This is a genomic window from Chryseobacterium sp. MMS23-Vi53, from assembly GCF_047651245.1.
In the GTDB taxonomy this organism is placed as follows: domain Bacteria; phylum Bacteroidota; class Bacteroidia; order Flavobacteriales; family Weeksellaceae; genus Chryseobacterium.
This window is the reverse complement of the sequence record NZ_CP180265.1, coordinates 3070357-3084417: the sequence shown is the minus strand read 5'-3', so window position 1 is coordinate 3084417 and position 14061 is coordinate 3070357. Positions and strand designations below refer to the sequence as shown.

Below are 14061 nucleotides of genomic sequence, written 5' to 3'. Positions count from 1 at the left end.
ATTATAAGGTAATTGCTTTTCCACCTGCTTTAGCGATAAGCTCTTCAGCAGATTTAGTGAATTTGTCAGCTGAGATAGAAACCGCAGATTTCAATTCTCCTCTACCCATAACTTTCACTAATTCGTTTTTAGTAATTAAACCGTTCTCAATCATTACTTCTCTTGTAATATCTCCAGTGATAGATTTATTTTCAATTAAAGTTTGGATTGTATCAAGGTTTACACCAATATACTCTTTTCTGTTTACGTTTTTGAATCCGAATTTCGGTAATCTTCTTTGTAAAGGCATCTGACCTCCTTCGAAACCGATTTTCTGAGAATAACCAGCTCTTGCTTTTTGTCCTTTGTGACCTTTAGTAGCAGTACCTCCTTTTCCAGTACCCTGACCTCTACCAATTCTTTTTGAATTGAAAGTAGATCCTGCAGCTGGCTTTATGTTGTTTAAATTCATTTTAAAATTATTTTAAAAATTATTTTTGAACTTCAAGTAAGTGACTAACTGCAGCTATCATTCCTAAGATAGAAGGAGTAGCTTCGTGTTCTACAACTTGGTGAAGTTTCTTAAATCCTAATGCTTCAAGCGTTCTCTTTTGGGTTTTTGTTCTACCAATAGCGCTTCTTACTTGCTTTACTTTGATTGTTGCCATTGTTTTATATATTAACCGTTAAACACTTTACTTAGAGAAACTCCTCTCATTCTAGCGATTTCTTCAGGTCTTCTGATATCCAATAACGCTTTGAAAGTAGCTTTCACCACGTTGTGAGGGTTAGAAGATCCTTTAGATTTTGAAAGGATATCATGAATACCAGCAGACTCAAGTACCGCTCTTACCGCACCTCCGGCGATAAGTCCTGTACCATGAGAAGCAGGTCTTAAGAAGATATCTGCACCTCCGTATCTAGCAGTAGTTTGGTGAGGAATAGTGTGGTTCATTACAGGAACTTTCACAAGGTTTTTCTTAGCGTCTTCAACTGCCTTAGCAATTGCAGAAGCAACCTCTTTAGATTTTCCTAATCCGTAACCGATAACTCCATCTTCGTTACCTACAACTACGATAGCAGAGAATCCGAAAGCTCTACCTCCTTTAGTTACTTTTGTTACTCTGTTAACAGCTACGAGACGATCTTTAAGTTCTAATCCTCCCGGTTTTACTCTTTCTATATTATCTAGTCCTAACATATTTTCCGAAATTTAATGATTAGAATTTAAGTCCACCTTCTCTCGCACCATCAGCTAGAGCTTTTACTCTTCCGTGATATACGAATCCGTTTCTATCAAATACAATATTTTCGATTCCTGCAGCGATAGCTTTAGCAGCGATAGCTTTACCTACAGCAGCAGAAACTTCAGTTTTAGTACCATTTGCATCAACACCTTTCTCTCTAGAAGAAGCTGAAGCTAAAGTTTTTCCACTGATATCATCGATTAACTGAGCGTAAATTTCCTTATTACTTTTGTATACAGATAATCTTGGCAATTCAGAAGATCCAGAGATTTTTCCTCTTACTCTTCTTTTTATTCTTATTCTTTTTTCTAATTTACTTAATGCCATAATACTTATAATTTATTAAGCAGATTTACCAGCTTTACGTCTAACAATTTCTCCTACGAATCTTACACCTTTTCCTTTGTATGGTTCAGGCTTTCTGAAAGAACGGATCTTTGCAGCTACCATCCCTAGAAGTTGGTTGTCGTGAGACGTTAAAGTAATAATTGGGTTTTTACCTTTTTCAGTCAATGTATCAACTTTCACTTCGTTTGGAAGTTCTAGTACGATACCGTGAGAGAATCCTAAAGCTAACTCAAGTTTTTGACCTGCGTGAGAAGCTCTGTATCCTACCCCTACTAATTCTAGTTTCTTTTCGAAACCTTGAGATACACCAACAATCATGTTGTTGATCAACGCTCTGTATAAACCGTGAAGCGCTTTGTGTTGTTTAGCATCAGATGGTCTGTTTACGTTCAGTTCACCATCTTTCTGTTCTATAGTAATTCCTGCTGTAAGTTCCTGAGAAAGTTCTCCTTTAGGTCCTTTTACAGTTACAACACCGTTGTTTTCAGTGATTGTAACTCCTGCTGGAATTGTTATAATTGCTTTACCAATTCTTGACATTTTCCTGTGATTAAAAATTAATAAACATAGCAGATTACTTCACCGCCTACTTTTTCTTCTCTAGCTTTCTTGTCAGTCATTACTCCTTTAGAAGTAGAGATGATAGAAATACCCAAACCGTTTAGTACTCTTGGAAGCTCAGCTGAACCTTTGTACTGTCTCAAACCTGGTCTAGAAGCTCTTTGGATAGACTTGATAGCCGGTTTGTTAGTTTGCTTGTCGTACTTTAAAGCGATTTTGATTGTTCCCTGAACAGCGCTATCTTCAAACTTGTAGTTTAAGATATACCCTTGATCAAATAAAATCTTAGTAATCTCCTTTTTGATTTTCGATGCAGGAATTTCCACCACTTTGTGGCCTGCGCTTTGTGCGTTCCTTACTCTAGTTAGGAAATCTGAAATTGGATCTGTTACCATTTTTCTTTTATAAATTATTGGTTAAAGAACAATCAGTTTTGTAAAGACTTGAAGAATAAAATATCAGACTTCAGAAAACTTCGGTCTGATATTTTTATCTTTAGTATCTGAACAACTTAATTGTCCCGATTTTTTAATTAGTAATTATTACCAACTAGCTTTTTTAACTCCCGGGATAAGACCGTTGTTTGCCATTTCTCTGAAAGTTACTCTGGAAATACCAAACGTTCTCATATATCCTCTTGGTCTACCTGTTAGTTTACATCTGTTGTGCAATCTTACAGGAGAAGCATTTTTAGGCAATTTTTGAAGACCTTCGTAATCACCAGCTTCTTTAAGAGCTTGTCTTTTAGCAGCGTATTTAGCAACTAGTGCTTCTCTTTTGCGCTCACGCGCTTTCATAGATTCTTTAGCCATTTCTTAGTTCTTTTTAAATGGTAAACCGAAGTGAGTTAATAATGCTTTAGCTTCTTTATCTGTTTTCGCAGTAGTAACGAAAGTGATGTCCATCCCTTGGATTTTTTTCACTTTGTCGATTACGATCTCAGGGAAGATGATTTGCTCAGTGATCCCTAAGTTATAGTTACCTCTACCATCGAATCCGTCAGCTTTAATACCAGAAAAATCTCTGATACGGGGCAATGCAGAAGCAGTTAATCTATCTAAGAACTCATACATTTTATCAGCTCTAAGAGTAACTCTAGCACCTACAGGCATACCTTTTCTCAATTTGAAAGCAGCTTCGTCTTTCTTAGAGATAGTACCTACAGCCTTCTGACCAGTGATATTCGTTAATTCTTCAACAGCATAATCGATGATTTTTTTATCAGCAGTAGCGTCTCCTAAACCTTGAGATAAAATAATTTTCTCAAGTTTCGGTACCTGCATTACTGATTTGTATCCGAATTCTTCCATCATTGCTGGAACAATCGTTTCTTTATATGCTTTTTTGGGTCTTGCTATATATTCCATGTGTTATTTAAAATTATAAAGTTTCACCCGTTTTTTTGTTGATTCTTACTTTTTTATCTCCTTCGATTTTGTAACCGATTTTGATAGCTTTTCCGTCTTTACCAACTAAAGCTACGTTTGAGATATGAATAGAAGCTTCTCTTTCAACGATTCCTCCTTGAGGATTTGAAGCTGAAGGCTTAACGTGCTTTTTGATGATGTTAAGTCCTGCAACCACAACTCTAGGGTCTTTTCCTTCTTTTTTGATCACTTCAATAACTTCACCAGTACCACCTTTAAGACCTTTCTTACCAGTAGTTACGATTACGTTATCTCCTCTTTTTATTTTTAACTTTGACATTTTTTTTAAAATTTTAAATATTAAAGTACTTCAGGAGCTAATGAAATGATTTTCATATATTCTTTGTCTCTCAACTCACGAGCAACTGGTCCGAAAACACGAGTTCCTCTCATTTCTCCCGCTGCGTTTAGTAATACACAAGCATTGTCTTCGAATTTGATGTATGAACCATCTTTTCTTCTTACTGCTTTTTTAGTTCTTACTACTACAGCTTTAGATACCTGACCTTTTTTAGCGTTTCCTGATGGTGTAGAATCTTTGATCGTAACAACGATTTTATCACCAACTGAAGCATATCTTCTTCTGGTTCCTCCCAGAACTCTAATAACTAGTACTTCTTTCGCACCTGTGTTATCAGCAACTTTTAATCTTGATTCTGTTTGTAACATTATTACTTAGCTTTTTCAATGATTCTTACTAATCTCCATCTCTTGCTCTTGCTCAAAGGTCTAGTTTCAGAAATTAAAACTGTATCTCCTTCGTTGCACTCGTTGTTCTCGTCATGTGCAGTATATTTTTTCGTTTTCAAAACGAATTTACCGTACATCGGGTGTTTTACTCTTGTAGTTTCACTAACAACAATAGTTTTTTCCATTTTATTGCTGGAAACCACTCCGATTCTTTCTTTTCTTAAATTTCTATCCATTGTAAAATGAAATTATTGTTTGTTAGTTAACTCAGTATTTAATCTTGCGATTGTCTTTCTCAAATCTCTGATTTGAATTGGGTTTTCAAGAGGGCTGATTTTGTGAGCCAATTTCATTTTAGAATATTGAGCTTTTGCATCAGCTAATTGAGCTTGAAGATCCCCTGCGCTTAAATTTTTAATATCAGCTTTTTTCATTGTATTCAAAGATTATAGAGGTTTAACAAAGTCGTTTGCAACGATGAATTTTGTAACTACTGGTAATTTCTGTGCAGCAAGTCTAAGAGCTTCTTTCGCTACTTCGTAAGGAACACCTCCTACTTCGAACATAATTTTACCTGGTTTTACTACAGCTACCCAATATTCCACAGCACCTTTACCTTTACCCATACGTACTTCCGCTGGTTTTTTAGTAATTGGCTTATCCGGGAAGATTTTGATCCATAGTTGACCTTCTCTCTTCATATATCTTGTCGCAGCGATACGAGCAGCTTCAATTTGTCTTGCAGTGATCCAAGCACCTTCTGTCGCCTTGATTCCGAAAGTTCCATAAGCAAGTTGACTACCTCTTTGGGCATTCCCCTTCATTTTCATCTTATGAACTCTACGGAACTTGGTTCTTTTTGGTTGTAACATAATTTCTAAATTTTAGATTTTAGATTTTAGATTTTAGATTTTTTTTATTTTAAAAAAGTAACGGTAATTTAAAATTCAAAATTTCTATCTAAAATTTTTAATTATTATTGTTATTATTGTTATTGTTCTTTCTAGGTCTTCTGTTGTCTCTGTCTCCTCCTCTGTTATCTCTTCTGTCTGACTGACCTCCTTTTTTCTGTTGTCCCACTAGTGGAGAAAGTTCTCTTTTACCGTAAACTTCACCTTTCATGATCCAAACTTTTACACCTAGCTTTCCGTACTGAGTAAGTGCTTCACCGATGTGGTAATCGATATCTGCTCTGAAAGTAGACAATGGAATTCTTCCTTCTTTGAAAGATTCTGATCTTGCCATTTCAGCTCCGTTCAATCTACCAGAGATTTGAACTTTGATACCTTCAGCACCCATTCTCATTGTACCTGCCATCGCCATCTTTACAGCTCTTCTGTAAGAGATTCTGTTTTCGATTTGCTTAGCAATGCTATCAGCAACTAATACTGCATCTAGCTCAGGTCTTTTGATTTCGAAGATGTTGATTTGAATATCCTTTTTAGTCAATTTCTTCAACTCTTCTTTCAATTTATCAACTTCCTGACCTCCTTTACCGATGATAAGTCCCGGTCTAGCAGTAGTAATTGTTACTGTAACTAATTTTAATGTTCTTTCAATATAAATTTTTGAAATCCCACCTTTAGATAATCTAGCCTCAAGGTATCTTCTGATTTTGTAGTCTTCCGCGATTCTGTCTCCATAATCGTTTCCACCAAACCAGTTAGAATCCCATCCTCTGATGATACCTAATCTATTACCAATTGGATTTGTCTTCTGTCCCATACCTTGATTAATTTTCTTTATTACCTAAGATTAATGTAACGTGGTTAGATCTTTTTCTGATTCTATACCCTCTACCTTGCGGAGCTGGTCTTAGTCTCTTCAATTGTCTTGCGCTATCCACGAAGATTTCTTTAATGATAAGGTTTGCTTCTTCAATATCCGCACCTTCATTTTTCACCTGCCAGTTTGCCATAGCAGAAAGAAGTAATTTTTCTAACTTGTTAGAAGCGTCCTTCTTAGAATATTTAAGGATATAAAGAGCTTTGTCTACCTGCTCTCCTCTAATGATATCAGCAACTAATCTCATTTTTCTTGGAGAAGACGGGCAATTATTTAATGAAGCCTTAACAACGTCCTTGTTAGCTTCTTTTCTTGCGATTGAACTATCTTGTTTTCTAGATCCCATGATTATCTGCTTCCTTTGTTTTTGTTACCACCATGACCTCTGAAAGATCTTGTTGGAGAAAATTCGCCTAACTTGTGACCAACCATGTTTTCTGTAACGTAAACTGGGATAAAAGATTTCCCGTTGTGTACTGCAATAGTTTGTCCTACGAAGTCCGGAGAGATCATAGATGCTCTAGACCAAGTTTTGATAACTGTCTTCTTACCAGACTCTATATTTGCCTGAACCTTCTTATCTAAAGTATGATGAATGAACGGTCCTTTCTTAAGTGATCTTGCCATAATTATTTTCTTTTAGATACGATGTAACGGTTAGACACTTTGTTTTTCTTTCTAGTTTTGTAACCTTTAGATGGTTTACCGTTTCTAGATCTTGGGTGACCTCCAGAAGAACGTCCTTCACCACCACCCATTGGGTGATCTACAGGGTTCATTACAACCGCTCTTGTTCTTGGTCTTCTACCTAACCATCTGCTTCTACCAGCTTTACCTGATACAGTTAATTGGTGATCTGAGTTAGAAACTGAACCAATCATTGCCATACATTCAGTAAGGATCATTCTAGATTCTCCTGAAGGCAGTTTAATGATTGCATATTTTCCGTCTCTTGATGTAAGTTGAGCTGAAGAACCAGCACTTCTTGCTAAAATTGCACCTTGACCAGGCTTCATTTCAACACAAGAAATTACAGTACCCAATGGAATATTTTTCAATTTCATTGCGTTACCTACGTTTGGTTCTACGCTTTCACCTGATACTACTTTTTGATCTACTTTGATACCGTTTGGAGCGATGATGTATCTCTTCTCTCCATCAGCATACTCTAATAAAGCGATAAATGCAGTTCTGTTTGGATCGTATTCTACAGATTTTACAGTTGCTTCAACGTTTGCTTTGTTTCTTTTGAAGTCAATAATTCTGTATTTCTTTTTGTGTCCACCTCCGGTGTAACGCATGGTCATTTTACCTGTTTGGTTACGTCCACCTGACTTTTTAATACCAACTGTTAGAGATTTCTCTGGTTTGTTAGTAGTAATTTCCTCAAAATTGTTTACAATTCTGAATCTCTGTCCCGGGGTGATAGGTTTTAATTTTCTAACAGACATTACTATTATTTATAATTAATAATTAATTTACAGCAAAAATATCGATAACTTCACCTTCAACAAGTTTAATTACCGCTTTTTTCAATTTGTTTGTCTTTCCTACTTGAAGACCTTTTTTAGTGTATTTCGAAGAAACCTTCGGAGCATAAATCATTGTATTAACGTCTGCTACTTTTACACCATAAGCTGCTTCTACAGCATTTTTAATCTGGATTTTATTCGCCTTAGGATTTACTAAGAAAGAATAAGAACCTCTTAAATCTGTAAGGTAATTAGCCTTTTCTGAGATAACTGGTTTAATAATAATAGACATGACTTATTTCTTTAAATTTTCTTGGAATTTCTCGATAGCACCTTCTAAGAATACGATCTCACCTGCATTGATTAGGTCATAAGAGCTAATTTCATTGTAAGTAAGAACTTTAGTCTTAGGTAGGTTTCTTGAAGATAAATAAACATTTTTGTTTGCTTCATCTAAGATGTAAAGAGATTTTTTACCTTCGAATCCTAAAGCGTTATTGATGTTGATAAACTCTTTAGTTTTAGGAGTTTCGAAATTGAAAGCCTCTAATACTTTAATACTGTTATCTCTCAATTTTTGAGATAAAACAGATTTTTTAGCTAATCTCTTAAGAGCTTTGTTCAATTTGAATCTGTAGTCTCTTGGTTTAGGTCCGAATACTCTACCTCCACCTCTGAAAGTTGGAGATTTAATATCACCATATCTAGCAGAACCAGATCCTTTTTGCTTCTTAAGTTTTTTAGTAGAAGCAGTAATTTCGCTTCTTTCTTTTGCTTTATGAGTTCCTTGTCTTTGTGCTGCAAGGTACTGTTTAACTTCTAAGTAAACCGCGTGCTGATTTGGCTCAATTCCGAATACTGTTTCGTCTAGAGTTACTTTTCTTCCGGTCTCTTTTCCTGATGTATTTAATACTACTAGTTCCATTTTCTGATAATTACATAAGAATTTTTAGCTCCCGGAACAGCACCTTTTACTACTAAAAGATTTTGTTCTTGATCCACTTTTAATACCTGAAGGTTTTGAACAGTTACCTGCTTACCTCCCATTCTTCCAGCCATTCTCATCCCTTTGAATACTCTTGAAGGGTCAGATCCAGCACCGATAGAACCTGGAGCTCTAAGTCTGTTGTGCTGACCATGAGTTGCCTGCATTACACCTCCAAATCCGTGTCTTTTAACAACACCCTGGAAGCCTTTACCTTTTGAAGTTCCTGTTACGTCTACATATTCACCTTCAGCGAATAGATCAACCTTTACTTCTTCTCCTACTTTTACTTCATCAACGAATTCTCTGTAGAATTCTACCAATTTAGCTTTAGGAGCAGAACCAGCCTTTTTGAAATGACCAGCTAACGCTTTACCAACGTTCTTCTCACTCTTGTCATCGAAACCTAATTGAACTGACTTGTAACCGTCTTTTTCAATGGTTCTGACCTGTAAAACCGAGCACGGACCAGCTTGAATAACTGTACAAGGAATATTTTTCCCTGCTTCGTCAAACAAAGAAGTCATACCGATTTTTTTACCAATAATACCTGACATTGTTTATGTTATAATAAAATTTATCCTTTATTTATCACCACTTTCGGAGGTCTGAAGTAATTTCTACTTTTGAATATAGGCATACTACGCCCCTAAAATGAGTGTGCAAATTTATGAATAATTTTATAACTGACAAATATTTAAGGTAAAATATTTTGATTTTTAATCAATTAGATCATTTTGGAAAAATCTGAGTCGAATTTCAGAGAAAAAATTTTTGAATTATGAAAAATTTAAAAATGAGTTGATTTTTATTTAACAATTACACTCACTCCAATTTCTTCGAGATTATTTTTGTCTTCTTCTAAAATATCCTTATCTGTGATGAGATAATCTATTTTATCAAGATCGGCAATTTTACCGAAGCCTTTTTTATTTAATTTAGAAGAGTCTGCAAGAATAACAACCTTGTCGGAACACTCGATCATCAATTGATTTAAATGTGCTTCCGCAGCGTTTGAAGTACTAATGCCGAAATCCATATCGATTCCGTCTACACCAAGAAATAGTTTATTACATGAAAATTGTTTTAAAATACCTTCAGAAATGGAACCCACAATCGAAGTCGAGCTTTTCCTTACCTCGCCTCCCAATTGTATAATATTAATATTAGGATTATTGCAAAGCTCTATTGCAACACGCAAAGAAGACGTTAAAACCGTCAAAGAACCGAAGCTATTCAGCATTCTCGCCAAATAATGCATCGTCGTTCCGGAAGCCATAATAATACAGTCATTTTCCTGAATTAAAGACAAAGCCGCTTTCGCAATGTTTTGTTTCGCTTCTACATTAATGTTTTCTTTTTCATCAACATTCTTTTCATAGGCATATCTTACATGTTTACTTGCACCACCGTGATTACGAAAAAGCAATCCTAAACTTTCAAGATAATTTAAATCCTTTCGGATCGTAACCGATGAAACATTAAACTTATCACATAAATCCTGCACCAATACATGATCCTTTTCATCCAGTTCCTTCAGTATATCATTATGTCTCGGCAATAATTTTTCCATTTCGTTTCGTTTCATCAAAAATACCAATTTTATTTTGATTCGAAAAATTTCATTTATTTTCTTTTTAGTTTCGTTTTTAATTTTTAACTTTGAAAACGAAACATAACGAAATATTATGAAACGAAACGAAGAACTCAGCAAAATAACCACGGTAAAAGAATGGGACTTCCTGATTATCGGTGGAGGAGCGAGCGGTTTAGGTTCGGCATTGGATGCAGTAAGCAGGGGATTTAAAACGTTACTGTTGGAATCTCACGATTTCGCGAAAGCGACTTCCAGCAGAAGTACTAAGCTAGTGCATGGTGGAGTACGATATTTGGCACAGGGAGACATCGGTTTGGTAAAAGAAGCATTGAAAGAAAGAGGATTGCTTGCGAAAAATGCAGCACATGTTGTTAAAAATCAATCTTTTATCATTCCGAATTATACTTGGTGGGGAGGAATTTATTATAAAATAGGACTTTCGGTTTATGATTTTCTTGCCGGAAAGCTAAGTTTAGGAAGAACAAAATACATCAGCAAATCAAAAACCGTTGAAAAACTTCCTACTATCGAACAAAAAGGTTTGGCAAGTGGAGTTGTTTATCAGGACGGGCAGTTTGATGATGCTAGACTGGCAATTAATTTAACTCAAACGATTATTGAAAAAGGCGGAACAGCCGTTAATTATGTTAAAGTTATTAATTTAATTAAAAATGATTTCAATAAAATCATCGGAGTTATTGCAGAAGATCAGTTCACGAAAGAGCAATTCGAAATCAAAGCGAAAGTGGTCATTAATGCAACCGGAGTTTTCACGAACGATATATTAAATATGAATAACCCAAAACATGGAAAATTCGTTGTTCCAAGTCAGGGAATTCATTTGGTTTTGGATAAATCTTTCTTAAAAAGTGATGACGCGATCATGATTCCAAAAACATCAGACGGAAGAGTTTTGTTTGTCGTTCCATGGCACGACCGCGCTTTGGTTGGAACAACCGATACTTTATTGGAAAGCGAAAGTTTCGAACCGAGAGCTTTAGAAGATGAAATTAAATTTGTCTTAAATACCGCAAGACAATATTTAGCTAAAAAGCCAACGCGTGAAGATGTAAAATCTGTTTTCGCAGGACTTCGGCCTCTTGCCGCTCCAAAAGACGGAAGCAAAAGCACGAAAGAAGTTTCGAGAAGTCACAAAGTCGTAACATCCGATACTGGATTAGTTTCCATCATCGGTGGAAAATGGACGACTTACCGAAAAATGGCAGAAGACACTATTGATGAAGCAATGAAAGTTCATAAACTAGGAACCACCACTTCCAAAACAGAACATCTTTCGATTCATGGAAATGTGAAACCTGAAACGGTGGACAGAACCAATCATTTATATGTTTACGGAGCAGACATTCCGGAAATCAAAAAATTACAGCAAAACAATCCTGAGTTTTCAGAAAAAATACATCCTGATCATCCATTTACAGTCGCAGAAGCAATTTGGGCTATACGAAGCGAAATGGCACAAACCATTGAAGATATTTTAGCACGAAGAGTCCGACTTTTATTTTTAGATGCAAGAGCAGCAATCGACAGTGCGCATAAGATCGCCGCAATTATTGCAAAAGAAAACGGACATTCTGAAGAATGGGCAAATGAACAGGAAAGAGAGTTTATCGAATTGGCGAAAGGATACTTATTGACTCCTTATTCTCCAAGATCCATCTAACCTTAATTACTATCACAGCATGAGTGAAAAGTTAATTCTCGCTCTGGACCAAGGTACGACTTCGTCAAGAGCCATTTTATTCAATCACAGCGGAGAAATAGAATTTGTTTCTCAGAAGAGTTTTGAACAGATATTTCCTACCCCGGGTTGGGTAGAGCATGATCCTAATGAAATTTGGTCTTCTCAGGTTTCCGTAGCGGCGGAAGTTATTGCCAAAGCCGGAATTTCCGGAAGAGAAGTTGCCGCAATCGGGATCACTAATCAGCGTGAAACGACCGTCGTCTGGGATAAAGAAACAGGAGAACCTGTTTACAACGCAATTGTTTGGCAAGACAGAAGAACGTCTAAATACTGCGACGAATTAAAAGAACAAGGTCATGCTGAAACGATTAAAGAAAAAACAGGTCTTGTATTGGATGCTTATTTCTCAGCAACAAAACTAAAATGGATTTTAGACAACGTAGAAGGTGCAAGACAAAAAGCAGAGGCAGGAAAACTATGTTTCGGAACGGTTGATACTTTCCTAGTTTGGAAACTAACACGCGGAAAGATGTTCATCACTGATGTTTCGAATGCAAGCAGAACCATGCTTTTGAATATCCATACTTTGGAATGGGATAATGATTTATTAGAATTATTTAATATTCCAAGAGCTATTCTACCGGAAGTAAAACAAAGTAGTGAAATCTACGGAGAAACTGCCACTACTTTATTTTCCACAAAAATTCCGATTGCAGGAATTGCGGGAGATCAGCAGGCAGCACTTTTCGGACAAATGTGTACCACTCCGGGAATGGTAAAAAACACTTACGGAACCGGATGCTTCCTTTTAATGAATACAGGAACCGAAGCCGTTGCATCAAAAAATAACTTATTAACAACTGTTGCATGGAAAATTAATGGAGAAGTAAACTATGCTTTGGAAGGAAGTGTTTTCGTTGGAGGGGCAGCCATTCAATGGTTGAGAGATGGTTTAAAATTAATTCATTCTGCGGAAGAAGTGAATACTTTAGCACAATCTGTTGAAGATAACGGCGGTGTTTATTTTGTTCCCGCTCTTACAGGTTTAGGCGCTCCTCATTGGGATCAGTACGCTCGTGGAACCATCGTTGGGGTAACCCGTGGAACAACAAACGGACACATCGCAAGAGCAACATTAGAAGGAATTGCTTTTCAGGTGTATGATATTGTTAAAGCAATGGAAGCCGACTCAGGAACAGAAAGCTTGGAATTAAGAGTTGACGGCGGCGCTTCTGCAAGTGATATTTTAATGCAGATTCAGTCTGATATTTTCGGATTTAAAATTACAAGACCAAAAACTTTGGAAACGACAGCTTTAGGGGCAGCCTATCTTGCAGGACTTGCCGTTGGATATTGGAAAAGCATTGATGAAATCCAGTCTCAATGGATCGTTGATAAAGATTTCCATCCACAACTGGAAAGAGAAAAAGTGGATAAAATGGTCAACACTTGGAACAAGGCGGTTCAGCGTTCTCAAAACTGGATCGAAGATTAAACCCATTTAAAACAAAATTAAAACTATGACTCCATTTGTAGCAGAAATTATCGGCACGATGCTGATGATCCTTTTAGGTAACGGCGTGGTGGCCAACGTTGTTTTGAAAGATACCAAAGGAAGTAATTCCGGATGGATCGTGATTACCACAGCTTGGGCTTTGGCCGTTTTCGTGGGCGTGACGGTTGCAGGACCGGTCAGCGGTGCTCATCTCAATCCTGCAGTGACTTTAGGTTTGGCCTTTGCAGGAAAATTTTCATGGGATTTAGTTCCAACTTACATCGCTGGAGAAATGATCGGTGCAATGTTAGGAGCTTTTCTGGTTTGGCTGTTTCATAAAGATCATTTTGCAGTTACAGAAGACGAAGGGGCAAAATTGGCGTGTTTCAGTACAGGTCCCGCAATAAGAAAACCTATTTCAAATATCATCAGTGAAATTATCGGAACTTTCGTTTTGGTCTTTGTGATTTTCCACTTTACAGATCCAAATCTTAATGTACATAATGATCCCAGTGCAAAAATCGGTTTAGGAACCATCGGAGCTTTACCTGTTACTTTTTTAGTATGGGCAATTGGTTTGTCTCTGGGCGGAACTACAGGTTATGCCATTAATCCGGCGAGAGATCTTGGACCAAGAATTATGCACGCTATTCTTCCCGTCAAAGGAAGCAGTGATTGGGGTTACGCATGGATTCCTATTGCAGGACCAATCATCGGAGCGGCTCTTGCGGCGTTATTGCATGTAGCATTAAGTTAACCACAGAAAGTTTACA

Annotated in this window: 24 protein-coding genes; 3 read left to right on the top strand and 21 right to left on the bottom strand. The window is 36.7% G+C overall.

What is annotated here, in order from left to right:
- Position 1: 1 nt before the first annotated feature.
- The 21 genes from rplO to ACKX2A_RS13690 all read right to left on the bottom strand — a co-directional run bounded on the left by rplO (position 2) and on the right by ACKX2A_RS13690 (position 10067).
- Positions 2 to 451 (bottom strand): 50S ribosomal protein L15, encoded by a 450-nt coding sequence (gene rplO, locus ACKX2A_RS13790; RefSeq protein WP_415325333.1) that lies wholly within the window; start codon positions 449 to 451, stop codon positions 2 to 4.
- Positions 452 to 470: 19 nt separating this feature from the next.
- A complete protein-coding gene (gene rpmD / locus ACKX2A_RS13785) occupies positions 471 to 647 on the bottom strand; it encodes a 50S ribosomal protein L30 (protein WP_007839493.1) in 177 nt (58 codons plus the stop codon).
- Positions 648 to 658: 11 nt separating this feature from the next.
- On the bottom strand, positions 659 to 1180 hold the full coding sequence (rpsE, locus tag ACKX2A_RS13780; RefSeq protein WP_047401284.1) for a 30S ribosomal protein S5: 522 nt from the start codon (positions 1178 to 1180) through the stop codon (positions 659 to 661).
- Between the two features lie 19 nt (positions 1181 to 1199).
- A complete protein-coding gene (gene rplR, locus ACKX2A_RS13775) occupies positions 1200 to 1553 on the bottom strand; it encodes a 50S ribosomal protein L18 (RefSeq protein WP_415325332.1) in 354 nt (117 codons plus the stop codon).
- Positions 1554 to 1568: 15 nt separating this feature from the next.
- Positions 1569 to 2114: a 50S ribosomal protein L6 gene (gene rplF / locus ACKX2A_RS13770; RefSeq protein WP_072953565.1), complete on the bottom strand. Its 546-nt coding sequence runs from the start codon at positions 2112 to 2114 to the stop codon at positions 1569 to 1571.
- Positions 2115 to 2131: 17 nt separating this feature from the next.
- Complete coding sequence (rpsH, locus tag ACKX2A_RS13765) at positions 2132 to 2530, bottom strand: 30S ribosomal protein S8 (RefSeq protein ID WP_039364085.1); 399 nt, start codon at positions 2528 to 2530, stop codon at positions 2132 to 2134.
- Positions 2531 to 2677: 147 nt separating this feature from the next.
- The gene (gene rpsN / locus ACKX2A_RS13760) at positions 2678 to 2947 is read right to left on the bottom strand and encodes a 30S ribosomal protein S14 (RefSeq protein WP_029297771.1); all 270 of its coding nucleotides are present in this window, start codon (positions 2945 to 2947) and stop codon (positions 2678 to 2680) included.
- 3 nt (positions 2948 to 2950) lie between these two features.
- Positions 2951 to 3502 (bottom strand): 50S ribosomal protein L5, encoded by a 552-nt coding sequence (rplE, locus tag ACKX2A_RS13755; RefSeq protein ID WP_267405768.1) that lies wholly within the window; start codon positions 3500 to 3502, stop codon positions 2951 to 2953.
- Between the two features lie 13 nt (positions 3503 to 3515).
- On the bottom strand, positions 3516 to 3842 hold the full coding sequence (gene rplX, locus ACKX2A_RS13750; RefSeq protein ID WP_233112238.1) for a 50S ribosomal protein L24: 327 nt from the start codon (positions 3840 to 3842) through the stop codon (positions 3516 to 3518).
- Between the two features lie 20 nt (positions 3843 to 3862).
- The gene (gene rplN / locus ACKX2A_RS13745) at positions 3863 to 4231 is read right to left on the bottom strand and encodes a 50S ribosomal protein L14 (protein ID WP_007839504.1); all 369 of its coding nucleotides are present in this window, start codon (positions 4229 to 4231) and stop codon (positions 3863 to 3865) included.
- 2 nt (positions 4232 to 4233) lie between these two features.
- Positions 4234 to 4488, bottom strand: a complete 255-nt coding sequence (gene rpsQ, locus ACKX2A_RS13740) for a 30S ribosomal protein S17 (protein ID WP_034678021.1) — start codon at positions 4486 to 4488, stop codon at positions 4234 to 4236.
- Between the two features lie 12 nt (positions 4489 to 4500).
- Entirely contained in the window at positions 4501 to 4686 is a 186-nt protein-coding gene (gene rpmC, locus ACKX2A_RS13735; protein WP_415325331.1) for a 50S ribosomal protein L29, read from the bottom strand.
- 12 nt (positions 4687 to 4698) lie between these two features.
- Positions 4699 to 5124, bottom strand: coding sequence for a 50S ribosomal protein L16 (gene rplP, locus ACKX2A_RS13730; RefSeq protein ID WP_002983219.1), 426 nt, complete (start codon positions 5122 to 5124; stop codon positions 4699 to 4701).
- 97 nt (positions 5125 to 5221) lie between these two features.
- Positions 5222 to 5977: a 30S ribosomal protein S3 gene (gene rpsC, locus ACKX2A_RS13725; RefSeq protein ID WP_415325330.1), complete on the bottom strand. Its 756-nt coding sequence runs from the start codon at positions 5975 to 5977 to the stop codon at positions 5222 to 5224.
- Between the two features lie 7 nt (positions 5978 to 5984).
- Positions 5985 to 6383, bottom strand: coding sequence for a 50S ribosomal protein L22 (rplV, locus tag ACKX2A_RS13720; protein WP_415325329.1), 399 nt, complete (start codon positions 6381 to 6383; stop codon positions 5985 to 5987).
- A 2-nt stretch (positions 6384 to 6385) separates the two neighbouring features.
- On the bottom strand, positions 6386 to 6664 hold the full coding sequence (rpsS, locus tag ACKX2A_RS13715; protein WP_002983209.1) for a 30S ribosomal protein S19: 279 nt from the start codon (positions 6662 to 6664) through the stop codon (positions 6386 to 6388).
- A 2-nt stretch (positions 6665 to 6666) separates the two neighbouring features.
- On the bottom strand, positions 6667 to 7488 hold the full coding sequence (gene rplB, locus ACKX2A_RS13710) for a 50S ribosomal protein L2 (protein ID WP_072953574.1): 822 nt from the start codon (positions 7486 to 7488) through the stop codon (positions 6667 to 6669).
- Between the two features lie 22 nt (positions 7489 to 7510).
- Positions 7511 to 7801, bottom strand: a complete 291-nt coding sequence (rplW, locus tag ACKX2A_RS13705; protein ID WP_415325328.1) for a 50S ribosomal protein L23 — start codon at positions 7799 to 7801, stop codon at positions 7511 to 7513.
- 3 nt (positions 7802 to 7804) lie between these two features.
- A complete protein-coding gene (rplD, locus tag ACKX2A_RS13700; protein ID WP_039364048.1) occupies positions 7805 to 8434 on the bottom strand; it encodes a 50S ribosomal protein L4 in 630 nt (209 codons plus the stop codon).
- Positions 8425 to 9051, bottom strand: a complete 627-nt coding sequence (gene rplC / locus ACKX2A_RS13695; protein WP_048504768.1) for a 50S ribosomal protein L3 — start codon at positions 9049 to 9051, stop codon at positions 8425 to 8427. The genes rplD and rplC overlap by 10 nt, the downstream gene beginning before the upstream one ends.
- A 251-nt stretch (positions 9052 to 9302) precedes the next feature.
- Positions 9303 to 10067 (bottom strand): DeoR/GlpR family DNA-binding transcription regulator, encoded by a 765-nt coding sequence (locus ACKX2A_RS13690; RefSeq protein ID WP_415329475.1) that lies wholly within the window; start codon positions 10065 to 10067, stop codon positions 9303 to 9305.
- Positions 10068 to 10182: 115 nt separating this feature from the next.
- On the opposite strand from ACKX2A_RS13690, the gene ACKX2A_RS13685 reads away from it, so the two are divergent.
- From ACKX2A_RS13685 to ACKX2A_RS13675, 3 genes are read left to right on the top strand one after another with little or no spacing between them, the layout of a single operon-like run.
- Complete coding sequence (locus tag ACKX2A_RS13685) at positions 10183 to 11772, top strand: glycerol-3-phosphate dehydrogenase/oxidase (protein WP_415325327.1); 1590 nt, start codon at positions 10183 to 10185, stop codon at positions 11770 to 11772.
- A 19-nt stretch (positions 11773 to 11791) separates the two neighbouring features.
- On the top strand, positions 11792 to 13288 hold the full coding sequence (gene glpK / locus ACKX2A_RS13680; RefSeq protein ID WP_415325326.1) for a glycerol kinase GlpK: 1497 nt from the start codon (positions 11792 to 11794) through the stop codon (positions 13286 to 13288).
- A gap of 25 nt (positions 13289 to 13313) precedes the next feature.
- Positions 13314 to 14045, top strand: a complete 732-nt coding sequence (locus ACKX2A_RS13675) for an MIP/aquaporin family protein (RefSeq protein WP_415325325.1) — start codon at positions 13314 to 13316, stop codon at positions 14043 to 14045.
- The last annotated feature ends 16 nt before the right edge of the window (positions 14046 to 14061 follow it).